The 23,288-nt window shown below is 56.4% G+C and carries 26 protein-coding genes; 19 read left to right on the top strand and 7 right to left on the bottom strand.

Features of this window, described 5'->3' with window-relative positions:
- Positions 1-100 precede the first annotated feature (100 nt).
- Positions 101-1,312, top strand: a complete 1,212-nt coding sequence (locus IM290_RS04110; RefSeq protein ID WP_193042166.1) for an MFS transporter — start codon at positions 101-103, stop codon at positions 1,310-1,312.
- 3 nt (positions 1,313-1,315) lie between these two features.
- Here IM290_RS04110 and speB read toward each other — a convergent pair whose 3' ends face one another.
- The 3 genes from speB to yqgB form a co-directional block, all read right to left on the bottom strand.
- On the bottom strand, positions 1,316-2,236 hold the full coding sequence (gene speB / locus IM290_RS04105; protein WP_017382921.1) for an agmatinase: 921 nt from the start codon (positions 2,234-2,236) through the stop codon (positions 1,316-1,318).
- A 286-nt stretch (positions 2,237-2,522) separates the two neighbouring features.
- Positions 2,523-4,499, bottom strand: a complete 1,977-nt coding sequence (gene speA / locus IM290_RS04100) for a biosynthetic arginine decarboxylase (RefSeq protein ID WP_017382922.1) — start codon at positions 4,497-4,499, stop codon at positions 2,523-2,525.
- Positions 4,500-4,507: 8 nt separating this feature from the next.
- Positions 4,508-4,639 (bottom strand): acid stress response protein YqgB, encoded by a 132-nt coding sequence (gene yqgB, locus IM290_RS04095; RefSeq protein ID WP_057979949.1) that lies wholly within the window; start codon positions 4,637-4,639, stop codon positions 4,508-4,510.
- A gap of 660 nt (positions 4,640-5,299) precedes the next feature.
- Here yqgB and metK point away from each other — a divergent pair.
- The 8 genes from metK to ruvX all read left to right on the top strand — a co-directional run bounded on the left by metK (position 5,300) and on the right by ruvX (position 12,439).
- Entirely contained in the window at positions 5,300-6,454 is a 1,155-nt protein-coding gene (gene metK / locus IM290_RS04085) for a methionine adenosyltransferase (RefSeq protein WP_003860037.1), read from the top strand.
- A 416-nt stretch (positions 6,455-6,870) separates the two neighbouring features.
- Positions 6,871-8,268 carry a galactose/proton symporter gene (galP, locus tag IM290_RS04080; RefSeq protein WP_015571832.1) on the top strand — a complete coding sequence of 466 codons (1,398 nt, stop codon included), beginning with the start codon at positions 6,871-6,873 and terminating at the stop codon, positions 8,266-8,268.
- A 58-nt stretch (positions 8,269-8,326) separates the two neighbouring features.
- Positions 8,327-8,824 carry a SprT family zinc-dependent metalloprotease gene (locus IM290_RS04075; RefSeq protein ID WP_015571833.1) on the top strand — a complete coding sequence of 166 codons (498 nt, stop codon included), beginning with the start codon at positions 8,327-8,329 and terminating at the stop codon, positions 8,822-8,824.
- 94 nt (positions 8,825-8,918) lie between these two features.
- Positions 8,919-9,626 carry a deoxyribonuclease I gene (endA, locus tag IM290_RS04070; RefSeq protein ID WP_193042157.1) on the top strand — a complete coding sequence of 236 codons (708 nt, stop codon included), beginning with the start codon at positions 8,919-8,921 and terminating at the stop codon, positions 9,624-9,626.
- A gap of 51 nt (positions 9,627-9,677) precedes the next feature.
- Positions 9,678-10,409 carry a 16S rRNA (uracil(1498)-N(3))-methyltransferase gene (gene rsmE, locus IM290_RS04065; protein WP_017382923.1) on the top strand — a complete coding sequence of 244 codons (732 nt, stop codon included), beginning with the start codon at positions 9,678-9,680 and terminating at the stop codon, positions 10,407-10,409.
- Between the two features lie 31 nt (positions 10,410-10,440).
- Positions 10,441-11,388, top strand: a complete 948-nt coding sequence (gene gshB / locus IM290_RS04060; protein WP_015571835.1) for a glutathione synthase — start codon at positions 10,441-10,443, stop codon at positions 11,386-11,388.
- Between the two features lie 74 nt (positions 11,389-11,462).
- On the top strand, positions 11,463-12,023 hold the full coding sequence (locus IM290_RS04055) for a YqgE/AlgH family protein (RefSeq protein ID WP_006811924.1): 561 nt from the start codon (positions 11,463-11,465) through the stop codon (positions 12,021-12,023).
- Positions 12,023-12,439 carry a Holliday junction resolvase RuvX gene (gene ruvX / locus IM290_RS04050; protein WP_006811925.1) on the top strand — a complete coding sequence of 139 codons (417 nt, stop codon included), beginning with the start codon at positions 12,023-12,025 and terminating at the stop codon, positions 12,437-12,439. The genes IM290_RS04055 and ruvX overlap by 1 nt, the downstream gene beginning before the upstream one ends.
- A 10-nt stretch (positions 12,440-12,449) precedes the next feature.
- Here the strand turns inward: ruvX and IM290_RS04045 are convergent, their stop codons facing one another.
- On the bottom strand, positions 12,450-13,430 hold the full coding sequence (locus tag IM290_RS04045; RefSeq protein ID WP_077580089.1) for a type IV pilus twitching motility protein PilT: 981 nt from the start codon (positions 13,428-13,430) through the stop codon (positions 12,450-12,452).
- Positions 13,431-13,447: 17 nt separating this feature from the next.
- Here IM290_RS04045 and IM290_RS04040 point away from each other — a divergent pair, with 17 nt between their 5' ends.
- From IM290_RS04040 to IM290_RS04015, 6 genes are read left to right on the top strand one after another with little or no spacing between them, the layout of a single operon-like run.
- Positions 13,448-14,149, top strand: coding sequence for a YggS family pyridoxal phosphate-dependent enzyme (locus IM290_RS04040; protein ID WP_063933121.1), 702 nt, complete (start codon positions 13,448-13,450; stop codon positions 14,147-14,149).
- A gap of 21 nt (positions 14,150-14,170) precedes the next feature.
- Entirely contained in the window at positions 14,171-14,737 is a 567-nt protein-coding gene (locus IM290_RS04035) for a YggT family protein (RefSeq protein ID WP_015571838.1), read from the top strand.
- A complete protein-coding gene (gene yggU, locus IM290_RS04030; protein ID WP_023304404.1) occupies positions 14,734-15,030 on the top strand; it encodes a DUF167 family protein YggU in 297 nt (98 codons plus the stop codon). The genes IM290_RS04035 and yggU overlap by 4 nt, the downstream gene beginning before the upstream one ends.
- 3 nt (positions 15,031-15,033) lie before the next feature.
- Complete coding sequence (locus tag IM290_RS04025; RefSeq protein WP_193042156.1) at positions 15,034-15,627, top strand: XTP/dITP diphosphatase; 594 nt, start codon at positions 15,034-15,036, stop codon at positions 15,625-15,627.
- Positions 15,620-16,768: a radical SAM family heme chaperone HemW gene (gene hemW / locus IM290_RS04020; protein WP_193042155.1), complete on the top strand. Its 1,149-nt coding sequence runs from the start codon at positions 15,620-15,622 to the stop codon at positions 16,766-16,768. Before IM290_RS04025 ends, hemW begins: the two co-directional genes overlap by 8 nt.
- A 56-nt stretch (positions 16,769-16,824) precedes the next feature.
- Positions 16,825-17,187, top strand: a complete 363-nt coding sequence (locus tag IM290_RS04015; protein ID WP_193042154.1) for an endonuclease domain-containing protein — start codon at positions 16,825-16,827, stop codon at positions 17,185-17,187.
- A gap of 68 nt (positions 17,188-17,255) precedes the next feature.
- Here the strand turns inward: IM290_RS04015 and IM290_RS04010 are convergent, their stop codons facing one another.
- From IM290_RS04010 to trmB, 3 genes are read right to left on the bottom strand one after another with little or no spacing between them, the layout of a single operon-like run.
- Complete coding sequence (locus tag IM290_RS04010) at positions 17,256-17,972, bottom strand: DUF2884 domain-containing protein (RefSeq protein WP_015571842.1); 717 nt, start codon at positions 17,970-17,972, stop codon at positions 17,256-17,258.
- Between the two features lie 56 nt (positions 17,973-18,028).
- Positions 18,029-18,355, bottom strand: a complete 327-nt coding sequence (locus IM290_RS04005; RefSeq protein ID WP_003862421.1) for a YggL family protein — start codon at positions 18,353-18,355, stop codon at positions 18,029-18,031.
- A complete protein-coding gene (trmB, locus tag IM290_RS04000; RefSeq protein ID WP_015571843.1) occupies positions 18,355-19,074 on the bottom strand; it encodes a tRNA (guanosine(46)-N7)-methyltransferase TrmB in 720 nt (239 codons plus the stop codon). The genes IM290_RS04005 and trmB overlap by 1 nt, the downstream gene beginning before the upstream one ends.
- 144 nt (positions 19,075-19,218) lie before the next feature.
- On the opposite strand from trmB, the gene mutY reads away from it, so the two are divergent.
- From mutY to IM290_RS03980, 4 genes are all read left to right on the top strand, one after another.
- A complete protein-coding gene (mutY, locus tag IM290_RS03995) occupies positions 19,219-20,271 on the top strand; it encodes an A/G-specific adenine glycosylase (protein WP_169802915.1) in 1,053 nt (350 codons plus the stop codon).
- Between the two features lie 26 nt (positions 20,272-20,297).
- The gene (locus tag IM290_RS03990) at positions 20,298-20,570 is read left to right on the top strand and encodes an oxidative damage protection protein (protein WP_003862425.1); all 273 of its coding nucleotides are present in this window, start codon (positions 20,298-20,300) and stop codon (positions 20,568-20,570) included.
- A 124-nt stretch (positions 20,571-20,694) separates the two neighbouring features.
- A complete protein-coding gene (gene mltC / locus IM290_RS03985) occupies positions 20,695-21,771 on the top strand; it encodes a membrane-bound lytic murein transglycosylase MltC (RefSeq protein ID WP_017382930.1) in 1,077 nt (358 codons plus the stop codon).
- Between the two features lie 251 nt (positions 21,772-22,022).
- Positions 22,023-23,279, top strand: a complete 1,257-nt coding sequence (locus tag IM290_RS03980) for a nucleoside permease (RefSeq protein WP_015571846.1) — start codon at positions 22,023-22,025, stop codon at positions 23,277-23,279.
- Positions 23,280-23,288: the final 9 nt, after the last annotated feature.

Raw genomic sequence — 23,288 nt, 5'->3', positions numbered from 1 at the left:
TATCTTTATTAAACAAAGAGTTTCACTGGTGAACCATTTTAGCTCCGTGACAATCACATTGATGAAAAATATAAGTTACAAAAAACGTAAGGCGGACATGATGACGGCAAGATGGCAAGGCACGATTGCGCTTTTATTACTCATTATTATTTCCTACGTCGATCGGGTAAATATCTCGGTAATGATTTTAAACCCGGAATTTGCCGAACATTTTCAGTTAAATGAAAACAGAATGTTACAGGGAATGCTGATGACCTGCTTTCTGCTGGGTTATGGCTTTTCGGCTTTATTATTAACGCCGGTTATTGAAAGCAAGCTCCATTACCGGCAGGGATTGTTAAGCAGCATTGCGATTTGGGCCGTGGTCTGCGCGGTTTCACCGCTGCTTGGCTCGCTGATGGGGATGCTCGTCGCACGCCTGATTTTGGGCATTGCCGAAGGGCCGCTTTTTTCACTGAAAACGTGCTTTATCAGCGATAACTTTAGCGCGCAAGAGATCGGCAAACCCAACGCCGTGACCGCGCTGGGCGTCTCGCTCGGGCTGGCCGTGGGCTTTCCGCTGGTGACCTGGCTGATGTCGCATCTGGGCTGGGCCGGATCGTTTTATACACTGGCGGCAATCAACCTTCTCCTCGGCGGCGGCTTAATCTGGCGTTTTCTGCCCGCGCCGCGCAAGCTCCCGACCGCGAAAAAGCCGGGGTTTGTTCACACCTTCACGCTGGCCTGGCAGACGCCGCTGCTGGGCTGGATCCTGCTGGTTGAAATCGCCACCCTGAGCTATCTGTGGGGCAGCAGCGCGTGGCTGCCCGCATGGCTGCGTGACGAGCACCACTTCTCGCTGCATGCCACGGGCATGCTTGCGGCGGTCCCCTTCCTGCTGAGCCTGGGGTCAAAGTTTCTGGGCGGCGTGCTGCTCGACAAAATGCGGCCGGAACAGGCGCCGGTACTGTTTGTGGTGGGCGGTACGTTGACGGCGCTGTCCGTGGTCGCGCTGATGCTCAGCCATCAGCCTGCCTGGCTGGCGCTGTTTATGCTTTCGGCTAACGTCTTCTGGGGGCTACAGGGAGCGGCTATTCCGGCGGTGATCCAGCATCACGCCGCGCGGGAAGCGGTGGGCAGCGCTTACGGCATAATCAATGGGATCGGCAATATCTGCGCGGCGTTTATTCCGCTGCTGATGGGGATGGTGATGAGATCGGTGGGGTCGGTCAGTTCAGGCTTTTCGGTGCTGGTCGTCTCGCAGGTTGTCACCCTGCTTGCCGGGGGAATGTTGCTGCTGCGCATGCGGCGCGCAGCAGCAATCAGCGCGTAAGGCTTATTCGCCTTTTTTCGCCGCCTGGATGTAGAGCATTTCCAGCGCCAGGGTCGCCGCGGCCAGCGCGGTGATCTCGGACTGGTCATAGGCCGGAGCTACTTCCACCACGTCCATCCCGACGATGTTCAGATCCTTCAGGCCGCGCACCAGCTTGATGGCGCGGTCTGATGTCAGGCCGCCGATCACCGGCGTACCGGTACCCGGTGCGAATGCCGGATCCAGGCAGTCGATGTCGAAGGTCAGATAGACAGGCATGTCGCCGACGATCTGCTTAACCTGAGCCAGAATATCGTCCACGCCGCGATCGTTCACCTGGCCCGCGTCGAGTACGGTGAAGCCGTTGTCTTTGTCGAACTCGGTGCGGATGCCGATCTGCACGGAGTGGTTTGGATCGATCAGGCCTTCTTTCGGCGCGGTGTAGAACATGGTGCCGTGGTCGAATTCACAGCCGTTCGCGTAGGTGTCGGTGTGCGCATCGAAGTGTACCAGCGCCATTTTGCCGAAGTGCTTCGCGTGGGCGCGCAGCAGCGGCAGGGTCACGAAGTGGTCACCGCCGAAGGAGAGCATGCGTTTACCGGCCGCCAGCAGCTTCTCGGCGTGCGCCTGCAATTTTTCGCTCATCTCACGCGCGTCGCCGAAGGCGTACACCAGATCGCCGCAGTCCACCACGTTCAGGCGCTCGCGCATGTCGAAGTTCCACGGGAAGCGGTTGTGCTCCCAGGCCAGGTTGGTGGAAACCTGACGGATCGCCGCCGGGCCATGACGTCCCCCCGCGCGACCGGACGTTGCCATGTCGAACGGTACGCCGGTGATCACCCAGTCCGCATCGCTGTCGTACGGCTGGAAGTTCATCGGAAGGCGTAAAAAACCAAACGCGTTAGATACCAGAGAGTTATCGTACTGATGACCTAAAGTGCTCATGTCCTGACCTCTTATAAAGTCGATACATTAAAAACAGATGAAAAAAAATCCCCTCCGCGTCGTTAAACCCGACGAGGAAGGGATTGATTCGTAAATTGCATATTGGGGCGAATTATCGCCGTTAATCCATACGGGTTCAAGTGAGTATAGCATTCTGCCGGATGGCGGCTTCGCCTTCTCCGGCCTACATTCGTAGGCCCGGTAAGCGCAGCGCCACCGGGCATCGGCGGCACAGCGGCCTGATGCCCTCACCCCGACCCTCTCCCTGTGGGAGAGGGAGGTTTTCTTACTCGTCTTCCAGGTAGGTGTACCCGTACAGACCCGCTTCAAACTCTTCCAGGAACTGCTGCTGCAAGGCATCGTCCAGACCGGTGTTTTTCACCTGATCGCGGAACTGGGTGAGCAGTTTTTTCGGATCGAGCTGAACGTATTCGAGCATGTCCGCCACGGTGTCCCCTTCGTCGGACAGCTCAACCTCCACGCTGCCGTCAGGGAAGACAAACACGTCAACCGCTTCGGTATCACCGAACAGGTTGTGCATGTTGCCGAGGATCTCCTGATACGCACCCACCATAAAGAAGCCCAGCATTGGCGGGTTCTCCGGATCGTACTCCGGCATTGGCATCGTCGTTGCGATACCGTCGCCGTCGACGTAGTGGTCGATTGCGCCGTCGGAGTCACAGGTGATGTCCAGCAGCACGGCGCGGCGTTCCGGGGCGTGGTTCAGCCCTTCCAGCGGCAGAACCGGGAACAGCTGGTCGATACCCCAGGCATCCGGCATCGACTGGAACAGGGAGAAGTTGACGTACATTTTGTCCGCCATACGCTCCTGCAACTCGTCGATAATCGGACGGTGCGCGCGGTTGCTCGGGTCGAGCTGTTTCTGCACTTCGTGGCACATATTCAGATAGAGCTGCTCGGCCCACGCGCGCTCTTGCAGGCTGAAGGTGCCTGACGAGTAGCCGACGTGAATATCGTGCAGGTCCATCTGGCTGTCGTGCAGCCATTCGCGCAGGGAACGACGCGTGCCCGGCTCGTGCATCTCCTGCCAGGTTTCCCACATGCTTTGCAGGGAACGTGGGGCATCGTCTGCCGGAGGCGTGGCTTCGGTGATTTCGCTACGCTCAACGCCGATGATGTTAGAGACCAGCACCGTATGGTGCGCGGTGACCGCGCGGCCGGATTCGGTGATCACCGTCGGGTGCGGCAGGCCGTGCTCTTCGCAGGCATCGCCAATCGCCCAGATGATGTTGTTGGCATATTCGTTCAGGCCATAGTTTACCGAGCAGTCAGACTGCGAGCGGGTCCCTTCGTAGTCCACGCCCAGGCCGCCGCCCACGTCAAAGCACTGAATATTCACGCCGAGCTTATGCAGCTCAACGTAGAAACGCGCGGATTCACGCACACCGGTGGCGATGTCGCGAATATTGGCCATCTGCGAGCCGAGGTGGAAGTGCAGCAGCTGAATGCTGTCCAGACGACCGCGCTCGCGCAGAATTTCCACCAGCTGAAGCACCTGGTTCGCCGCGAGGCCGAACTTGGATTTTTCACCGCCGGAAGACTGCCATTTACCGGAACCCTGCGACGCCAGTCGCGCACGCACGCCAAGGCGTGGGATCACGTTCAGACGCTCGGCCTCTTCCAGCACGATCGCGATTTCGGTCATCTTCTCGATCACCAGATAGACCTTGTGGCCCATCTTCTCGCCAATCAGCGCCAGACGAATGTATTCGCGATCTTTATAGCCGTTACAGACGATCACCGACCGGGTCATGCCCGCGTGCGCCAGAACCGCCATCAGCTCCGCTTTAGAGCCTGCTTCCAGGCCCAGCGGCTCGCCGGAGTGGATCAGGGACTCAATCACGCGACGGTGCTGATTGACCTTGATCGGGTAAACGAGGAAATAGTCGCCGTTATAACCATACGATTCCCGCGCGCGTTTGAACGCGGCGTTAATAGAACGCAGGCGATGTTGCAGGATCTGCGGGAAGCAGAACAGTGCAGGCAAGCGCTGACCCTGCGCTTCACGGGTTTTCACCAGTTTAGCGAGATCCACGCGCGCTTCCGGGACGTCCGGATCCGGGCAGACACTGATGTGGCCCAGCTCGTTAACGTCGTAGTAGTTATTGCCCCACCAGGCAATATTGTAAGTGCGCAGCATCTTGCTGGCTTCCTGGGAGCTCATCGCAACCTCCTGCATAGAACGTAGTACACCCTGTTCGCCTGCTGACGAAGGCGAAAGCGAAGACATGTCGTCAGACATAGCGAACCTCAACTCTTTGTATTAAGTGTAAAACAGTTGACTACTATCGCAGCGTTATACGGCGATAACAACCCATTAACGGCTCCATTTCCCAGCAGAGTATGCTGAAATCCAGACCGTGCGACCGGTTTCTTATTCATATCATTGTAAAACACGTATCCGAACTCTGTATGACAAGGTTCGGCGAAACCACGAGAAAACTCCTGTATTAACAAGAGCGCCCTTGTTCAGTTTTCACAAAGCGTGACCGGCTCTGGAATCCTGAGAAGCACCGAGATGGGTATAACATCGGCAGGTGTTTAGACCAGAAGTGCGGGTGGGAATCAAATGCGCGCCAGAACGGCTGCGCTGAATGAGCGGAAAACGATGGTTCATTATCTCGTATCACCTCCACGGCCGCCTCTGCTGAAACGGACCACAAGCCAAAGCTAAAAGTTCACTGCTTAACCCGGCTGGAAGTGGCGACACGATGTGTTCATCGAGCGCTTATTTTATATGAGCCGCGCGCCGCGTTTTATACCGAGAAGGTCGCTAAAAAGCAAAACAAAAATGCGCATGTTGCCAGCGTCGTCAGGAAAAATTTCCAGCAGCGTCTTCAACGCAGTGAGAGGTGAGTCAAAAAAAACTGGAAATCGGGTGAAGAAGTGACCTAAAATAGACGTCCAGATGTTAATCCATCCATACCGATTAACACTCAGACTGCCAGTGTCAAAATCCTGTAGGCCTTGGTAGAATTATCTCCTATGGCTATTCCACACAGCAGCTTGAGCTAACCAAATTCCTCTTAGGTGAAATAAAACATGGCAAAACACCTGTTTACGTCCGAGTCCGTATCAGAAGGACATCCTGATAAAATTGCTGACCAAATCTCCGATGCGGTGCTGGATGCGATCCTCGCGCAGGATCCAAAGGCGCGCGTAGCGTGTGAAACCTATGTCAAAACCGGCATGGTTCTGGTTGGCGGTGAGATCACCACCAGCGCATGGGTTGATATCGAAGAGATCACCCGTAACACGGTGCGTGAGATTGGCTATGTACATTCTGATATGGGCTTTGATGCCAACTCCTGCGCCGTACTGAGCGCGATTGGCAAACAGTCTCCGGACATCAACCAGGGCGTTGACCGTGCCGATCCGCTGGAACAGGGCGCGGGTGACCAGGGCCTGATGTTCGGCTACGCAACCAACGAAACCGACGTGCTGATGCCAGCGCCGGTAACCTACGCCCATCGTCTGGTGCAGCGTCAGGCTGAAGTGCGTAAAAACGGCACCCTGCCGTGGCTGCGTCCGGATGCGAAAAGCCAGGTGACCTTCCAGTATGACGACGGGAAAATCGTCGGTATCGATGCAGTGGTTCTTTCCACGCAGCATGCTGAAGAGATTGACCAGAAATCCCTGCAAGAAGCGGTGATGGAAGAGATCATCAAGCCGGTTCTGCCAACTGAATGGCTGAGCTCTGCGACCAAATTCTTCATCAACCCAACCGGACGCTTTGTTATCGGCGGCCCAATGGGTGACTGCGGTCTGACCGGTCGTAAAATCATCGTAGATACCTACGGCGGCATGGCACGTCACGGCGGCGGCGCATTCTCCGGTAAAGATCCGTCTAAAGTTGACCGTTCTGCGGCGTACGCTGCACGTTATGTGGCGAAAAACATCGTTGCTGCCGGTCTGGCTGACCGCTGTGAAATTCAGGTTTCCTACGCCATCGGCGTGGCTGAGCCAACCTCCATCATGGTGGAAACCTTCGGTACTGAAAAAGTGCCTTCTGAACAGCTGACCCTGCTGGTGCGTGAGTTCTTCGACCTGCGTCCATACGGTCTGATTCAGATGCTGGATCTGCTGCACCCAATCTACCAGGAAACCGCAGCGTACGGTCACTTTGGTCGCGAACATTTCCCATGGGAAAAAACCGACAAAGCTGCCCTGCTGCGTGATGCTGCCGGTCTGAAATAATCGACTGCCAGCAGTTTAAACAGGCCAGCCTTTGTGCTGGCCTTTTTTATGTCGGATGGCGGCTATGCCTTACCCGACCTACGGGTAGTGCGTTTTTGTAGGCCGGGTAAGGCGCAGCTGCCACCCGGCAATGTTTGGAACCGTTTACACCTCACTCTCTATACCCCGCTTTCAGAATATTCTCTTTGCATGATCGCATTTCTTCTGCTGTTACATTCCCTTTCAGTTAAGTCTGAAATTTGTGCAAACGCGATGCACATCAATTAATTTACCTCTATATTTTCAAAGCTTTAATTATTTTTACGGTTACAAGTCAGTGTAACCGATTACACCGTTGTGATTTGACTCACATATTTTTATGAGCCGCTCACCTACTCTTAATATCGTAAAAACTGATAACCCAACTGGAGGGCATAATGCCTGACAATAATAAACAGGGGCGTACGTCCAATAAGGCAATGACGTTCTTCGTCTGCTTCCTCGCCGCTCTGGCAGGATTACTCTTTGGCCTGGATATTGGCGTAATTGCCGGTGCATTACCTTTCATCACCGATGAGTTCCAGATTAGCGCACACACTCAGGAATGGGTGGTTAGCTCCATGATGTTCGGTGCCGCCGTCGGCGCGGTCGGCAGCGGCTGGCTCTCCTTTAAGCTCGGGCGTAAAAAGAGCCTGATGATCGGCGCGATCCTGTTCGTTGCCGGCTCACTGTTCTCTGCCGCTGCGCCTAACGTTGAAGTGCTGATCATCTCCCGCGTGCTGCTCGGTCTGGCAGTGGGCGTGGCGTCTTATACTGCCCCGCTGTACCTGTCTGAAATCGCTCCGGAAAAAATCCGCGGCAGCATGATTTCCATGTATCAGCTGATGATCACCATCGGTATTCTGGGGGCTTATCTCTCGGATACCGCATTCAGCTACAGCGGCGCATGGCGCTGGATGCTGGGCGTAATCATCATTCCAGCCATCCTGCTGCTGATTGGCGTCTTCTTCCTGCCGGACAGTCCGCGCTGGTTCGCCGCCAAACGCCGCTTCCATGATGCCGAACGCGTGCTCTTACGCCTGCGTGATACCAGCGCCGAAGCCAAAAACGAGCTCGAAGAGATCCGCGAAAGCCTGAAGGTCAAACAGTCCGGCTGGGCGCTGTTCAAAGAGAACAGCAACTTCCGCCGCGCGGTGTTCCTCGGTGTGCTGTTACAGATCATGCAACAGTTCACCGGGATGAACGTCATCATGTATTACGCGCCGAAAATCTTCGAACTGGCGGGCTACACCAACACCACCGAGCAGATGTGGGGCACCGTGATCGTCGGCCTGACCAACGTGCTGGCGACCTTTATCGCTATCGGTCTGGTGGACCGCTGGGGACGTAAGCCAACCCTGACGCTGGGCTTCCTGGTGATGGCCGTCGGGATGGGCGTGCTGGGTACCATGATGCACATGGGCATTCACTCCCCAACGGCACAGTACTTCGCCGTGGCGATGCTGCTGATGTTTATCATTGGGTTTGCGATGAGCGCCGGTCCGCTGATTTGGGTGCTGTGCTCTGAGATCCAGCCGCTGAAAGGGCGTGATTTTGGTATCACCTGTTCTACCGCAACCAACTGGATTGCCAACATGATCGTCGGCGCAACGTTCCTGACCATGCTCAATACCCTGGGTAACGCCAATACCTTCTGGGTTTACGCCGGTCTGAACCTGTTCTTTATTGTTCTCACTATCTGGCTGGTTCCTGAAACCAAACATGTTTCACTGGAACACATTGAACGTAACCTGATGAAAGGTCGTCCTCTGCGCGAAATCGGCGCACACGACTGATCCTCCTGCGGGAGGCGCCTCTTGCGCCTCCCCGCTTCCCGCTTTATGCTCTGCCCCTATGAAAGCTCCCCGTCTCCCCATCGCCATTCAGCAAGCCGTCATGCGCAGCCTGCGGGAAAAACTCGCCCAGGCCAACCTGAAGCTCGGCCGCAATTATCCTGAACCGAAGCTGGTCTATCAGCAGCGTGGCACCGCGGCAGGCACAGCCTGGCTGGAGTCGTATGAGATCCGCCTGAATCCGGTGCTGATGATGGAAAACCAGCAGGCGTTTATCGACGAAGTGGTGCCGCACGAGCTGGCCCACCTTCTGGTGTGGAAGCACTTTGGCCGCGTCGCACCGCACGGCAAAGAGTGGAAATGGATGATGGAGGCGGTGCTCGGGGTTCCGGCCCGCCGCACCCATCAGTTCGAGCTGGAATCGGTACGCCGCAATACCTTCCCCTACCGCTGCCAGTGTCAACAGCACCAGCTTACCGTCCGCCGCCATAACCGCGTGGTGCGCGGCGAGGCGACCTATCGCTGCGTAAAGTGCGGCGAACCGCTGGTTGCGGAATAATCAACTGAACTTTCAGGAACTTTCCTGATCTGACTGATTGCATACGGGAACAACATTCGTTACGTTGCGGGCTCGTTTTGACACGGAGTGTAAGATGTCCCGTAATGTTTCTCTCGCGGTCGCTTTTCTGGCGACAGCGCTCTCCGGCCATGCTCTGGCCGACGGTATTCACAGTTTCTCTCAGGCAAAAACCGCAGGCGTAAAGATTAACGCCGACGTACCGGGTGATTTCTACTGCGGCTGTAAAATTAACTGGCAGGGTAAAAAAGGGGTCGTGGATCTGGGATCCTGCGGCTATAAGGTGCGCAAGAACGAGAACCGCGCCAGCCGAATCGAATGGGAACACGTTGTTCCGGCCTGGCAGTTTGGCCATCAGCGCCAGTGCTGGCAGGACGGTGGACGTAAAAATTGCGCAAAAGATCCGGTCTACCGCCAGATGGAAAGCGATATGCACAACCTGCAACCCGCCGTGGGTGAGGTCAATGGCGACCGCGGAAACTTCATGTACAGCCAGTGGAACGGTGGCGAAGGCCAGTACGGTCAGTGCGCCATGAAGGTCGATTTCAAAGAGAAAGTCGCCGAACCGCCTGCCCGCGCACGCGGCAGCATCGCCCGCACTTATTTCTATATGCGCGACCGCTACGATCTCAATCTTTCCCGCCAGCAGACGCAGCTCTTCAATGCCTGGGACAAGCTCTACCCGGTGACGGACTGGGAATGCCAGCGCGATGAACGTATCGCCAAAGTCCAGGGGCATCACAACCCTTACGTCCAGCGGGCTTGCCAGGCGCAAAAGAGCTAACCTACACTACGGCAATTCGCTTATATCGCATGACACATGGAATTTCTGACTATGCGCATCCCTCGCATCTATCACCCTGAACTGATTACCCCAGGCGGCGAAATTGCCCTGTCTGATGATGCCGCAAACCATGTAGGTCGCGTGCTGCGCATGGGGGCAGGCCAGGCGATTCAGCTCTTTGACGGCTCTAATCAGGTTTTCGACGCTGAAATTACGCGCGCCGATAAAAAAAGCGTGCACGTGAAGGTGCTGCGTGGCGACGTGGACGACCGGGAATCCCCGCTGCACATTCACCTGGGCCAGGTGATGTCGCGTGGGGAAAAGATGGAGTTCACCATTCAGAAATCCATTGAACTGGGTGTAAGCCTCATTACGCCACTTTTTTCTGAGCGCTGCGGCGTTAAACTGGATGCGGAACGTCTGAACAAAAAGATCCAGCAGTGGCAAAAAATTGCCATTGCGGCCTGCGAACAGAGCGGCCGCAACCGTATCCCGGAGATCCGCCCGGCGATGGATCTGGAGGACTGGTGTGCAGAAGAGGAAAGCGGGCTTAAGCTCAATCTTCATCCGCGCGCCAGCGCCAGCATCAATACGCTGCCGCTGCCCGTTGAGCGTGTACGCCTGCTGATTGGCCCGGAAGGCGGCCTGTCGGCTGACGAAATTGCCATGACGGCGCGTTACCAGTTTACTGATATTCTGTTGGGACCTCGCGTTCTGCGCACTGAGACAACGGCACTCACCGCCATTACCGCGCTACAGGTGCGATTTGGCGATCTGGGTTGAAGCAAAGCCTGACCCATAACCGGAGAAGAAGATGATTAAGCTCGGCATCGTGATGGACCCCATCGCAAACATTAACATCAAGAAAGACTCCAGCTTCGCTATGCTGCTGGAAGCGCAGCGTCGCGGCTATGAACTCCACTATATGGAGATGAACGATCTTTACCTGATCAACGGTGAAGCCCGAGCACGCACCCGCATCGTTAACGTCGAGCAGAACTACGAAAAATGGTACGAATTCGGCACCGAACAGGATATTGCCCTGGCCGACCTTAACGTGATCCTGATGCGTAAAGATCCGCCGTTCGACACCGAATACATTTATGCCACCTATATCCTTGAGCGTGCCGAAGAGAAAGGAACGCTGATCGTCAACAAGCCGCAGAGCCTGCGCGACTGCAACGAGAAGCTCTATACCGCATGGTTCTCTGACCTGACGCCGGAAACGCTCGTCACCCGCAGCAAAACGCAGCTGAAAGAATTCTGGCAGAAGCACGGCGACATCATCATGAAGCCGCTGGACGGCATGGGCGGCGCGTCGATCTTCCGCGTGAAAGAGGGCGACCCGAACATTGGCGTGATTGCCGAAACGCTGACCGAGCTGGGAACCCGCTACTGCATGGCGCAGAACTATCTGCCGGCCATTAAAGACGGCGACAAGCGTGTGCTGGTCGTAGACGGCGAGCCGGTGCCTTACTGCCTGGCGCGTATCCCGCAGGGAGGGGAAACCCGTGGCAACCTGGCGGCTGGCGGCCGTGGCGAACCGCGTCCGTTAAGCGAAAGCGACTGGGAAATTGCCCGCCGCGTCGGCCCTACGCTGAAAGCCAAAGGCCTGATCTTCGTCGGCCTCGATATCATCGGCGATCGTCTGACCGAAGTGAACGTCACCAGCCCGACCTGCATTCGTGAAATCGAAGCGGAATTCCCGATCTCGATCACCGGAATGCTGATGGACGCTATCGAAAAACGTTTACAGAAATAACCTGTGACAGCGCCTGTGTTTATCCCCATACTGGGCGCTGTCGCTTTTTAAACCAGGAAACAGTACCTCTGACAATGAATTTACAGCATCACTTTCTTATTGCCATGCCTGCTCTCCAGGATCCGATTTTCCGCCGCTCCGTGGTCTATATTTGCGAATACAACGAAGACGGCGCGATGGGGATTATCATCAATAAGCCGCTGGAAAACCTCCAGGTGGAAGGCATTCTGGACAAGCTGAAAATCCCTGCTGAAGCGCGGCTGCCGGAAATCCGTCTCGATAAACCGGTGATGCTCGGCGGCCCGCTTGCAGAAGATCGTGGCTTTATCCTGCATACCCCGCCGGTTTTCTCGTCCAGCATTCGTATCTCCGATAACACCGTCGTCACCACCTCTCGCGACGTGCTTGAAACGCTGGGCACTGCCAGTCAGCCTTCTGAGGTGCTGGTTGCGCTCGGCTACGCCTCCTGGGAAAAAGGGCAGCTGGAACAAGAAATTCTGGACAACGCCTGGCTGACAGCCCCTGCGGATATGAATATCCTGTTTAAAACCCCTATCGCCGATCGCTGGCGTGACGCGGCAAAACTGATTGGCATTGATATTCTGACCATGCCTGGCGTTGCGGGGCATGCGTAATGAGCGGCACCCTTCTCGCCTTCGACTTCGGCACCAAAAGCATCGGCGTCGCTGTGGGTCAACGGATCACCGGCACCGCTCGCCCGCTCACGGCGCTGAAAGCTAACGACGGCACGCCGGACTGGAACCTTATTGAGCGCTTGCTCAAAGAGTGGCAGCCGGACGACGTGATTGTCGGCCTGCCGCTAAACATGGACGGCACCGAGCAACCGCTTACCGCCCGCGCGCGCAAGTTCGCGAACAAAATCCATGGCCGCTTTGGCGTCTCCGTTAAGCTGCACGATGAACGTTTAAGCACCGTCGAGGCCCGCGCTGGCCTGTTCGAACACGGTGGCTTCCGGGCGTTGAACAAAGGCAGCGTGGATTCAGCTTCAGCCGTCATTATCCTCGAAAGCTATTTCGAACAGGGTTACTGAGCGCCGGGGTCTACAGCCGCCCCTGCGCCCGTCGCTCCGCCAGACTCTGCTCAAAGTTCTGCATTCCCGCCTGCTGCCCCGTTTGAATAATGCCCGGCAGTTGCCAGGTTTTGCCTTCGCGGATCAGATTTGCCGCCGCCGAGGTATTCACCAGCAGCTCATACAGCGCCACGCGCCCGCCCTGGACATCCTGACGCAGCTTTTGCGCCAGAACCGCACGCAGGCTTCCCGCCAGCTGATTACGCACCGGATCTTTCTCCTGCGCCGGAAAGGTGTCGACCAGGCGCTCGATCGCCTGCGCCGCACCGCGCGTGTGCAGCGTGGCCAACACCAGATGGCCGGTTTCCGCCGCCGTCAGCGCCAGGCGTATCGTCTCGCTGTCACGCAGCTCACCAAGCAGAATCACATCCGGATCTTCACGCAGCGCACTGCGCAGCGCCTCGGAAAAGGACGGGCTGTGCTGGCCTATCTCCCGCTGCTGGATCAGGCAACGTTCGCTCTGGAACATAAACTCCACCGGATCTTCCAGGGTCAGAATATGCCCGTCCGTCTGGTGATTGAGGAAATCGACCATCGCGGCCAGGGTGGTCGATTTTCCGCTGCCGGTGGCGCCGGTGACCAGAATCAGGCCATTGTCATTGGACAGCAGCTCCGGGATCGCTCGCGGCACACCTAACGCAGAGAGCTGCGGGCACGTCAGCGGCAACAGCCGCAGCGCAATCGAAACGCCGAGCATATGCTTAAACGCACTGCCGCGCAGCCGCTGACGGCCTGCGAGGGTAACGGCAAAATCCACCTGCCCGTTTGCCCACCATGCGCCCTGCTGTTCGTCGTTGAGCCACGCTTTTAATAACGCCTCCACATCCGGGGGCGGAAACGGCGCAGGTTCAAGACGGCCTGACCTGCGCCAGCGCGGTGGCGAATCACTGCACAGGTGTAGATCGGAGACGTTATGCTTTACACTAAGGGCCACAATTTCTTCCACATCCATAGACTACTCCTCGGAAAATGAACGACATTGCGCATAACCTGGCACAGGTCCGGGACAAAATCTCAGCCGCGGCAACGCGTTGCGGCCGTGCTCCAGAAGAAATTACGTTGCTTGCAGTCAGCAAAACTAAGCCTGCGAGCGCCATCGCAGAAGCGATAGCCGCCGGTCATCGTACCTTTGGTGAAAACTATGTGCAGGAAGGCGTGGATAAGATTCGCGCTTTCCGTGAACGGGGAAATACAGACCTGCAATGGCACTTTATCGGTCCGCTACAGTCGAACAAAAGCCGTCTGGTAGCAGAGCACTTTGACTGGTGCCACACCATCGATCGTCTGCGCATCGCTACCCGTCTGAGCGACCAGCGCCCTATGGAGATGCCAGCGCTTAACGTGCTGATTCAAATCAACATCAGCGATGAAAACAGCAAGTCCGGCATTACGCTGGGCGAACTGGAGGCGCTGGCGGCAGACGTGGCGGCGCTGCCGCGCTTAACCCTGCGCGGGCTGATGGCTATCCCGGCGCCAGAGTCAAGTTATGAAAGGCAGTTTGCCGTGGCACAGCAAATGGCTGTAGCATTTGAGGCGCTTAAGGCGCGCTATGACACGGTAGACACGCTTTCTCTGGGCATGTCGGACGATATGGAAGCCGCCATCGCGGCAGGCAGCACCATGGTGCGCATCGGCACGGCAATTTTCGGTGCGCGCGATTACCCCCAATAATAAGGAAACCTGAGGAACGCCATGAAGACGTTGACTTTCCTGCTTTCAACGGTCATTGAACTGTATACGATGGCGCTGCTGTTGCGCGTCTGGATGCAGTGGGCCCGTTGTGATTTTTACAATCCATTCTCACAATTTATCGTGAAAATCACGCAGCCCGTTGTGGGGCCGCTTCGCCGCGTCATTCCGGCAATGGGGCCAATTGACAGTTCATCTCTGCTGATGGCGTTTATTCTGAGCGTTATCAAAGCGATCGTGCTGTTTATGGTCATCACTTTCCAGCCGATTATCTGGATTTCAGCCGTTCTGATCCTGGTTAAAACCGTCGGCTCGCTGATCTTCTGGGTCCTGCTGGTGATGGCGATCATGAGCTGGGTAAGCCGGGGCCGTAGCCCGGTGGAGTACGCGTTGATTCAGCTGACTGAACCGTTGCTGCGTCCGATTCGTAGCCTGCTGCCTGCAATGGGCGGAATCGACTTCTCCCCGATGCTTCTCGTTCTGCTGCTGTACGTGCTGAATATGGGTATCGCGGAACTGTTACAGGCGACGGGTAATATGCTGCTGCCGGGGCTGTGGATGGCGTTATGAGTGCAGTTAGCCCCTGCGCCGACGGGCTGGTTTTGCGGCTGTACATTCAGCCGAAAGCCAGCCGCGACAGTATTGTTGGGCTGCATGGCGACGAGCTAAAAGTCGCCATCACTGCCCCGCCGGTTGACGGCCAGGCGAATGCGCATCTGACCAAATATCTGGCTAAACAGTTTCGCGTCGCTAAAAGCCAGGTCATCATTGAGAAAGGTGAACTTGGCCGGCATAAACAGGTAAAAATCCTTAACCCGCAATCTATCCCGACGGAAGTCGCGGCTCTGAAAGAACAGGACTAAACCATGCAGAAAGTTGTTCTCGCCACCGGTAACGCCGGTAAAGTGCGCGAGCTGGCCTCGCTATTAAATGATTTTGGGCTGGACGTGGTGGCCCAGACCGAGCTGGGCGTGGACTCCGCCGAAGAGACCGGCCTGACGTTTATCGAAAACGCCATTCTGAAAGCGCGCCACGCCGCGCAGATCACCGGCCTGCCCGCGATTGCTGATGACTCCGGTCTGGCCGTGGATTTTCTGGGCGGTGCGCCGGGGATTTACTCCGCCCGCTATTCCGGGGTGGACGCCACCGACCAGCAGAATCTGGAAAAGCTGCTTGTGGCCCTGAAAGGCGTCCCTGACGAACAGCGTACCGCGAAGTTCCACTGCGTGCTGGTCTACATGCGTCACGCGGAAGATCCCACGCCGATTGTCTGTCACGGCAGCTGGCCGGGCGTGATCACCCGTGAAGCGGCGGGCAACGGCGGCTTTGGTTACGACCCGATTTTCTTTGTCCCGACCGAGGGAAAAACCGCTGCGGAACTCTCCCGCGAAGAGAAAAGCGCGATCTCCCACCGTGGACGCGCCCTGAAACTGTTACTGGAAGCACTGCGTAATGGCTAATTTGCCGCCTCTGAGTCTTTATATTCACATCCCATGGTGCGTGCAGAAATGCCCGTACTGCGATTTCAACTCGCACGCGCTGAAGGGCGAAGTGCCGCACGATGATTACGTCGCGCATCTGCTGGCCGATCTGGATGCCGATGTATCGTACGCACAGGGACGTGAAGTGAAGACCATTTTTATTGGTGGCGGTACACCGAGCCTGCTTTCAGGCCCGGCGATACAGACGCTGCTGGATGGCGTGCGCGCACGCCTGAACCTGGCAGTGGATGCTGAAATTACGATGGAAGCCAACCCCGGTACCGTTGAGGCCGACCGTTTTGTCGAGTATCAGCGTGCGGGCGTGAACCGTATCTCTATCGGCGTGCAGAGCTTTAGCGAGCCAAAGCTGAAGCGTCTGGGGCGTATCCACGGCCCGGAAGAGGCAAAGCGCGCGGCAAACCTGGCAACGGGGCTTGGGCTGCGCAGCTTTAACCTCGACCTGATGCATGGCCTGCCGGATCAGTCGCTCGAAGAAGCGCTGGACGATTTGCGTCAGGCGATTGAACTGAATCCGCCGCATCTGTCGTGGTATCAACTGACCATTGAGCCTAACACCCTGTTTGGTTCCCGTCCTCCGGTGCTGCCGGACGATGACGCGCTGTGGGATATCTTCGAGCAGGGCCACCAGCTTTTGACCGCGGCGGGGTATCAGCAATACGAAACGTCGGCGTATGCGAAGCCGGGCTATCAGTGTCAGCACAATCTGAACTACTGGCGTTTTGGTGATTATCTGGGAATTGGCTGCGGCGCACATGGCAAAGTGACCTTCCCGGACGGACGCATTCTGCGTACCGCCAAAACGCGTCACCCGCGCGGGTATATGGAAGGCCGCTACCTGGAGCGTCAGCACGACGTCGAGGCGGCGGATAAGCCGTTTGAGTTCTTTATGAACCGCTTCCGTCTGCTGGAAGCCGCACCGCGCGCGGAATTTACGCGTTATACCGGGCTGCCGGAGTCAGTGATTCGTCCGCAGATTGACGAGGCGCTGGCGCAGGGGTATCTGACCGAGTGTGATGAGTCCTGGCAGATCACCGAGCACGGCAAGCTGTTCTTAAACTCCCTTCTTGAGCTGTTCCTCGCTGAAAATCCTGAAGGCTGATTCAGGATTTTGCATCCCGTTCTGCTGGCTGAGGGAAAGGCTGGCAGAGTGTGGGGATGGAAACAATTCGTTCATACGCAAAGCAGCTCAGACGCGAGCTGACACAGGAAGAAAGACGGCTTTGGTATTTACTGCGCAGCCGCCGTTTCGAAAATTATAAATTTCGCCGACAGCACCCGGTAGGTAACTACATTCTGGATTTCGCCTGTTGCGCGGCTCGGCTGGCCGTTGAGCTGGATGGCGGACAACATGATGAAAATCAGGAATACGATCGACAAAGGACATGGTGGTTAAACCATAAGGGCTGGCACGTCATTCGATTCTGGAACAACGAACTCTGGAATAACGAAGAGGCGGTGTTAGAAAGGATCCTTGAAACGCTGCAAGCGCTGCAACCCTCACCCCGGCCCTCTCCCTGAAAGGGAGAGGGGGGCAAATCATCCCCTCGCCCCTTTGGGGAGAGGGTTAGGGTGAGGGGCTAAGTGAATTACTTCAGCGTCCCCACCAGCGCCTTCCGGCTGTCTTCCAGCGACACCACGCGTTTACACACGTCTTTGCCGAACTGCTGGAAATCGGCTTCCTGATTCTTCCACTCGTTCTGAATCGAGGTTTGCAGTCCGCCCAGGCTACCCAGTACACCCTGCAACGGATTACCGCCACCCTTCAGCACCGCTTTGGCGCCCATCTCGTTGATGCTGTCCTGGAGAATGCCGCCCATCGCCTGGTTCACCAGCTGCTGACCGTCGGCACGCACCTGATCGATCGCCTTATAGTGGAACGTCAGGCCATCAGAGCGCGTCTCGATAATACGGTTCATCTGCTCTTTCAGCTGTTTATCCAGCTTCGTCAGGCGGGTGCGCATATTGCTGCTCTCCCCCACCTCTTTGGTGATGATTTTATCCAGCGCCACGCGGCTCTTTTCAACGCGGGTCAGCGCGCCATCGTTGATCCAGGGCAGCGCGGTACGCAACTCGGCCTGGTAGTCCATCGCCTGCTCGCGCTGGGCGGCCGTCAGGTTTTGCGGTTTGCCGTTAAAGGTCACGTTGCCATCCGGCGTAATCACCAGATTGCCATTCTCGCCCTTAACCTGCACGGTTTGCGGACTCAGCACCACGTCATCACGCGGGGTGACGCTACATTTATACTCCGCATGGGCGGTGGTTCCGATTGCCAGTAAAGCAACAGCCAGCAACGTTTTGCGCATCTTTAACACTCCCTCAGACAAAATGGGCCAGCTAATGCTGGCCCGTTCTTGCTTTATTAGTCCCACCAAACGTCGAAAAGTTCGCTAACGCGGACATCTTCCAGTTTGTGGTCTTCAAGCCATTTGCGTACCAGCGCCTGATGCTCTTCGGTGCATTTCCCCACTTCCTGGGTGCAAATCAGACCTTCCCACGCCAGATAGCCGCTACCGTCGAAGGCCAGCTTGTTTGGCTCGATCACCTCGTTGATGAACGCATCAACGTCCTGATCGATCTGTTCCACACTGGTGCCTTCCGGGAAACGCCAGGCAACGGAGAAACCCACTTCCTGGAATTCTTCGATGTGCATCTTTTTACGCAGACGACGGCTACGATTCTTTGCCATTATTTCACCCTCTCGAACATTAAGTCCCATACGCCGTGACCAAGACGATGGCCACGCTGTTCAAATTTTGTCACCGGACGTGAATCTGGACGCGGTACGTAGTCGTTGCTTTCAGACTGATTTTTATACCCGTCCAGGGACGACATCACTTCCAGCATATGTTCCGCATAAGGTTCCCAGTCGGTTGCCATGTGGAAAACGCCGCCCAGCTTGAGCTTACTTTTCACCAGCTCGGCAAACGGCGCCTGAACGATACGGCGTTTATTATGACGCGCTTTGTGCCATGGGTCAGGGAAAAAGAGCTGAACCATGTTCAAAGAATTGTCAGGAATCATTTTGTGCAGCACTTCCACCGCGTCGTGACACATGACGCGCAGGTTCTCAACGCCCTCTTCGTGGGCCGTTGCCAGGCACGCGCCGACGCCCGGCGAGTGAACTTCGATACCGAGGAAGTTCTGCTCCGGGCGCGCTTTTGCCATGGTCACCAGCGAGGTGCCCATGCCAAAACCAATCTCCAGCGTCACTGGCGCGTCGCGGCCAAACAGGTCGGTGAAGTCGAGCGGTTGCTCGCTGAACTCAACGCCCATCACCGGCCAGTAGTTGTCCAGCGCGTGTTGCTGCCCTTTTGTCAGGCGCCCCTGACGGCGGACAAAGCTGCGAATACGGCGCAGCGGGCGACCGTTTTCATCAAATTCCGGTGAAATGACGTCGTTTTTCATAAAAGAGTTGTCTGCTTGTGAGAATGTTCGGGAAACGGGCATTATCCAAAGTTAAGGCTTCTATGCAAGCATGGGAAAGATCCGGTTTACAGCAGATTGACGCTGTGCTGCAATCTGCGTCCCTGATTAAGCGAATCGATGACCATGCAAGCCTCTCAATTTTCAGCCCAGGTGCTGGACTGGTACGACAAATACGGGCGTAAAACCCTGCCCTGGCAAATTGAAAAAACGCCTTACAAAGTATGGCTCTCCGAGGTGATGTTGCAACAAACGCAGGTCGCGACGGTCATTCCTTACTTCGAGCGTTTTATGGCGCGCTTCCCGACAATCACCGATCTGGCCAACGCGCCGCTGGACGAGGTACTGCACCTGTGGACAGGCCTCGGCTATTACGCCCGCGCGCGCAACCTGCACAAAGCCGCACAGCAGGTCGCCACCCGCCACAACGGTAAATTCCCGGAAACCTTTGACGAGGTGGCGGATTTGCCCGGCGTCGGGCGTTCAACCGCAGGCGCAATCCTCTCCCTCTCTTTAGGCAAACATTTCCCTATTCTCGACGGCAACGTCAAGCGCGTGCTGGCACGCTGCTATGCCATAGATGGCTGGCCGGGCAAGAAAGAGGTTGAGAAACGCCTGTGGGAGATCAGTGAAGCGGTCACTCCGGCGAAAGGGGTGGAGCGTTTTAACCAGGCGATGATGGATCTGGGCGCGATGGTCTGCACCCGTTCAAAACCGAAGTGCGAACTTTGCCCAGTAAACAACCTCTGCGTGGCGTATGCGAACCACACCTGGGCGCAGTATCCGGGGAAAAAACCGAAGCAGACGCTGCCTGAACGCACCGGGTACATGCTGCTGATGCAGCATGGCGACGAGGTGTTTCTCGCTCAGCGCCCGCCGAGTGGCCTGTGGGGTGGTCTATACTGCTTCCCACAGTTTGAGGATGAAGCCTCGCTTCGGGCATGGCTTGAACAGCGCGGCATTGCGGCCGATACCCTGACGCAACTCAACGCGTTCCGTCATACCTTCAGCCATTTCCATCTGGATATTGTGCCGATGTGGCTTCCCGTGTCCTCATTCACGTCGTGCATGGATGAAGGCAACGCTCTCTGGTATAACTTAGCGCAACCGCCATCAGTCGGGCTGGCGGCTCCCGTGGAGCGCCTGTTACAGCAATTACGTGTCGGTGCAATGGTTTAGCATCGGCAAGACAAAGAGGAATGAGTATGGCCAGAACCATTTTTTGTACTTTCCTACAGCGCGACGCTGAAGGCCAGGATTTCCAGCTCTACCCGGGCGACCTGGGTAAGCGCATTTACAACGAGATCTCCAAAGAAGCCTGGGGACAGTGGCAGAAGAAGCAGACCATGCTGATCAACGAGAAAAAGCTCAGCATGATGAACCCGGAACACCGCAAACTGCTGGAGCAGGAGATGGTGAACTTCCTGTTCGAGGGTAAAGACGTCCATATCGAAGGCTATACGCCACCGGAAAAATAATACTCTGCGGCTGCTGCCCGGCGGCGCTGCGCTTGCACGGGCCTACGGTTTCGTAGGCCGGGTAAGCGCAGCGCCACCCGGCAACAGCAACCCCAAAGCAAACACAACACGCACTCCCGGAATGATGAAAAAACTTTTAGCGCTAGCCCTTGTTGCGCCGTTGCTTGTGTCTTGTTCTTCCAAAAAAGGCGATGAATACAACGAAGCCTGGGTCAAGGACACCAACGGTTTTGACATTTTGATGGGGCAGTTTGCCCACAACATCGAGAACATATGGGGATTTAACGAAGTTCTTATTGCCGGACCGAAGGACTACGTTAAGTACACCGACGCCTATCAGACCCGTAGCCACATCAACTTCGATGACGGTACGATTACGGTTGAAACCATCGCAGGGACTGAACCTGCGGCGCATTTACGTCAGGCCATCATCAAAACCCTGCTGATGGGCGACGATCCGGGGTCTATCGACCTCTACTCTGATGCCGATGACATCACCATCTCCAAAGAGCCGTTTCTGTATGGCCAGGTCGTTGACCAGACCGGTCAGCCGATCCGCTGGGAAGGCCGCGCCACGAAATTTGCCGACTACCTGCTGCAAACGCGCCTGAAAAGCCGCACCAACGGCCTGAAAGTGATCTACAGCGTCACGATCAACCTGGTGCCGAACCACCTCGACAAGCGTGCGCATAAGTATCTGGGCATGGTGCGTCAGGCGTCGCGTAAGTATGGCGTGGATGAGTCGCTGATCCTGGCGATTATGCAGACCGAGTCCTCGTTCAACCCCTACGCGGTAAGCCGTTCCGACGCGCTGGGGCTGATGCAGGTTGTACAGCACAGCGCCGGTAAAGACGTGTTCCGCGCACAGGGGAAATCCGGCACGCCGAGCCGCAGCTACCTGTTCGATCCGCAAAGCAACATTGATACCGGTACGGCCTACCTGGCGATGCTGAACAATGTCTACCTGGGCGGGATTGATAACCCAACCTCACGCCGCTATGCGGTGATCACCGCCTATAACGGTGGCGCGGGCAGCGTGCTGCGCGTCTTCTCAAATGACAAAGTGCAGGCCGCGAACATCATCAACAGCATGGCGCCGGGGGATGTCTACTCAACCCTCACCACCCGCCACCCGTCTGCGGAATCACGCCGCTATCTGTATAAGGTGAATACGGCGCAGAAGAACTACCGTCGCCGCTAAAAAGCTACCCCTCACCCTGCCCTCTCCCAGAGGGAGAGGGCAGGGTGAGGGGACATTAGACCGCACCCATCTCATCCCACCCATACGAAAATGCTATTTGCATCACAATCCAGACTGCAAATTAATGTGGATTGCATTTTTTTGCGGGAGGTAACAAAACATATCGTTGCCAACTGATAGAATTGCATCAAATAACAACCCTGAATGTTCCCAAAACAACATATCTCCCGCTCACTTGTGAGGAAAGTAACATGAACCTTAAGCTGCAGCTTAAAATCTTGTCGTTTCTGCAGTTCTGCCTGTGGGGTAGCTGGCTGACTACACTCGGCTCCTATATGTTTGTGACGCTCAAGTTCGATGGTGCGTCGATCGGTGCCGTTTACAGCTCGCTGGGTATTGCGGCTGTCTTCATGCCAACGCTGCTCGGTATCGTGGCGGATAAATGGCTAAGCGCGAAATGGCTGTATATGCTTTGCCACCTGGTGGGTGCGGGGACGCTGTTTATGGCGGCCGAAGTGACCACGCCGGGGGCGATGTTCATGGTGATCCTGCTTAACTCGCTGGCCTATATGCCAACGCTTGGCCTGATCAACACCATCTCCTACTATCGCCTGAAATCTGCCGGTCTGGATATCGTCACCGACTTCCCGCCAATCCGTATCTGGGGCACCATCGGCTTTATCATGGCGATGTGGGGCGTGAGCTTCGCGGGCTTCGAGCTGAGCCATATGCAGCTCTACATCGGCGCGGCGCTCTCCGTACTGCTGGCGCTGTTCACCCTGACGCTGCCCACCATTCCGGTATCTAACCAGCAGAAAAACCAGAGCTGGAGCACCATGCTTGGCCTGGACGCCTTCGCACTGTTCAAAAACAAGCGCATGGCGATCTTCTTTATCTTCTCCATGCTGCTGGGCGCGGAACTGCAAATCACCAACATGTTCGGTAATACCTTCCTGCACAGCTTCGATAACGATCCGCTGTTTGCCGGGAGCTTTATCGTCGAGCACGCGTCGGTGATGATGTCCATCTCGCAGATCTCCGAGACGCTGTTCATCCTGACCATCCCGTTCTTCCTGAGCCGCTACGGTATCAAGAACGTCATGCTGATCAGTATCGCCGCCTGGATGTTGCGCTTCGGTCTGTTCGCCTATGGCGACCCAAGCGCGTTCGGCACCGTGCTGCTGGTTCTGTCGATGATTGTTTACGGCTGTGCCTTCGACTTCTTCAACATCTCCGGCTCGGTGTTTGTGGAAAAAGAGGTGAAGCCTGAAATCCGCGCCAGTGCGCAGGGCATGTTCCTGATGATGACCAACGGCTTCGGCTGTATTCTGGGCGGCGTGGTGAGCGGCAAAGTGGTTGAGATGTATACCACTAACGGCATCACCAACTGGCAACCAGTGTGGCTGATCTTCGCCGGGTACTCGCTGGTGCTGTTCTTCGCGTTCATCGCGCTGTTCAAGTACAAGCACGTGCGCGAGCCGCACGGTGCGCAGCCGATCGCGCATTGATTGTTGTGC

The sequence above is a fragment of the Enterobacter cloacae complex sp. S1 genome (assembly GCF_014930525.1).
Taxonomy (GTDB): domain Bacteria; phylum Pseudomonadota; class Gammaproteobacteria; order Enterobacterales; family Enterobacteriaceae; genus Enterobacter; species Enterobacter hormaechei_C.
The sequence above is the reverse complement of the archived record's forward strand: the minus strand, read 5'-3'. Positions and strand labels throughout refer to the sequence as shown.

What these genes read in the sequence shown, in the direction of transcription:
- IM290_RS04110 (WP_193042166.1), top strand. Translation starts at nt 101, where the DNA reads ATGACGGCAAGATGGCAAGGCACGATTGCGCTTTTATTACTCATTATT.
- speB (WP_017382921.1), bottom strand. Translation starts at nt 2,236, where the DNA reads ATGAGCACTTTAGGTCATCAGTACGATAACTCTCTGGTATCTAACGCG.
- speA (WP_017382922.1), bottom strand. Translation starts at nt 4,499, where the DNA reads ATGTCTGACGACATGTCTTCGCTTTCGCCTTCGTCAGCAGGCGAACAG.
- yqgB (WP_057979949.1), bottom strand. Translation starts at nt 4,639, where the DNA reads ATGAATAAGAAACCGGTCGCACGGTCTGGATTTCAGCATACTCTGCTG.
- metK (WP_003860037.1), top strand. Translation starts at nt 5,300, where the DNA reads ATGGCAAAACACCTGTTTACGTCCGAGTCCGTATCAGAAGGACATCCT.
- galP (WP_015571832.1), top strand. Translation starts at nt 6,871, where the DNA reads ATGCCTGACAATAATAAACAGGGGCGTACGTCCAATAAGGCAATGACG.
- IM290_RS04075 (WP_015571833.1), top strand. Translation starts at nt 8,327, where the DNA reads ATGAAAGCTCCCCGTCTCCCCATCGCCATTCAGCAAGCCGTCATGCGC.
- endA (WP_193042157.1), top strand. Translation starts at nt 8,919, where the DNA reads ATGTCCCGTAATGTTTCTCTCGCGGTCGCTTTTCTGGCGACAGCGCTC.
- rsmE (WP_017382923.1), top strand. Translation starts at nt 9,678, where the DNA reads ATGCGCATCCCTCGCATCTATCACCCTGAACTGATTACCCCAGGCGGC.
- gshB (WP_015571835.1), top strand. Translation starts at nt 10,441, where the DNA reads ATGATTAAGCTCGGCATCGTGATGGACCCCATCGCAAACATTAACATC.
- IM290_RS04055 (WP_006811924.1), top strand. Translation starts at nt 11,463, where the DNA reads ATGAATTTACAGCATCACTTTCTTATTGCCATGCCTGCTCTCCAGGAT.
- ruvX (WP_006811925.1), top strand. Translation starts at nt 12,023, where the DNA reads ATGAGCGGCACCCTTCTCGCCTTCGACTTCGGCACCAAAAGCATCGGC.
- IM290_RS04045 (WP_077580089.1), bottom strand. Translation starts at nt 13,430, where the DNA reads ATGGATGTGGAAGAAATTGTGGCCCTTAGTGTAAAGCATAACGTCTCC.
- IM290_RS04040 (WP_063933121.1), top strand. Translation starts at nt 13,448, where the DNA reads ATGAACGACATTGCGCATAACCTGGCACAGGTCCGGGACAAAATCTCA.
- IM290_RS04035 (WP_015571838.1), top strand. Translation starts at nt 14,171, where the DNA reads ATGAAGACGTTGACTTTCCTGCTTTCAACGGTCATTGAACTGTATACG.
- yggU (WP_023304404.1), top strand. Translation starts at nt 14,734, where the DNA reads ATGAGTGCAGTTAGCCCCTGCGCCGACGGGCTGGTTTTGCGGCTGTAC.
- IM290_RS04025 (WP_193042156.1), top strand. Translation starts at nt 15,034, where the DNA reads ATGCAGAAAGTTGTTCTCGCCACCGGTAACGCCGGTAAAGTGCGCGAG.
- hemW (WP_193042155.1), top strand. Translation starts at nt 15,620, where the DNA reads ATGGCTAATTTGCCGCCTCTGAGTCTTTATATTCACATCCCATGGTGC.
- IM290_RS04015 (WP_193042154.1), top strand. Translation starts at nt 16,825, where the DNA reads ATGGAAACAATTCGTTCATACGCAAAGCAGCTCAGACGCGAGCTGACA.
- IM290_RS04010 (WP_015571842.1), bottom strand. Translation starts at nt 17,972, where the DNA reads ATGCGCAAAACGTTGCTGGCTGTTGCTTTACTGGCAATCGGAACCACC.
- IM290_RS04005 (WP_003862421.1), bottom strand. Translation starts at nt 18,355, where the DNA reads ATGGCAAAGAATCGTAGCCGTCGTCTGCGTAAAAAGATGCACATCGAA.
- trmB (WP_015571843.1), bottom strand. Translation starts at nt 19,074, where the DNA reads ATGAAAAACGACGTCATTTCACCGGAATTTGATGAAAACGGTCGCCCG.
- mutY (WP_169802915.1), top strand. Translation starts at nt 19,219, where the DNA reads ATGCAAGCCTCTCAATTTTCAGCCCAGGTGCTGGACTGGTACGACAAA.
- IM290_RS03990 (WP_003862425.1), top strand. Translation starts at nt 20,298, where the DNA reads ATGGCCAGAACCATTTTTTGTACTTTCCTACAGCGCGACGCTGAAGGC.
- mltC (WP_017382930.1), top strand. Translation starts at nt 20,695, where the DNA reads ATGAAAAAACTTTTAGCGCTAGCCCTTGTTGCGCCGTTGCTTGTGTCT.
- IM290_RS03980 (WP_015571846.1), top strand. Translation starts at nt 22,023, where the DNA reads ATGAACCTTAAGCTGCAGCTTAAAATCTTGTCGTTTCTGCAGTTCTGC.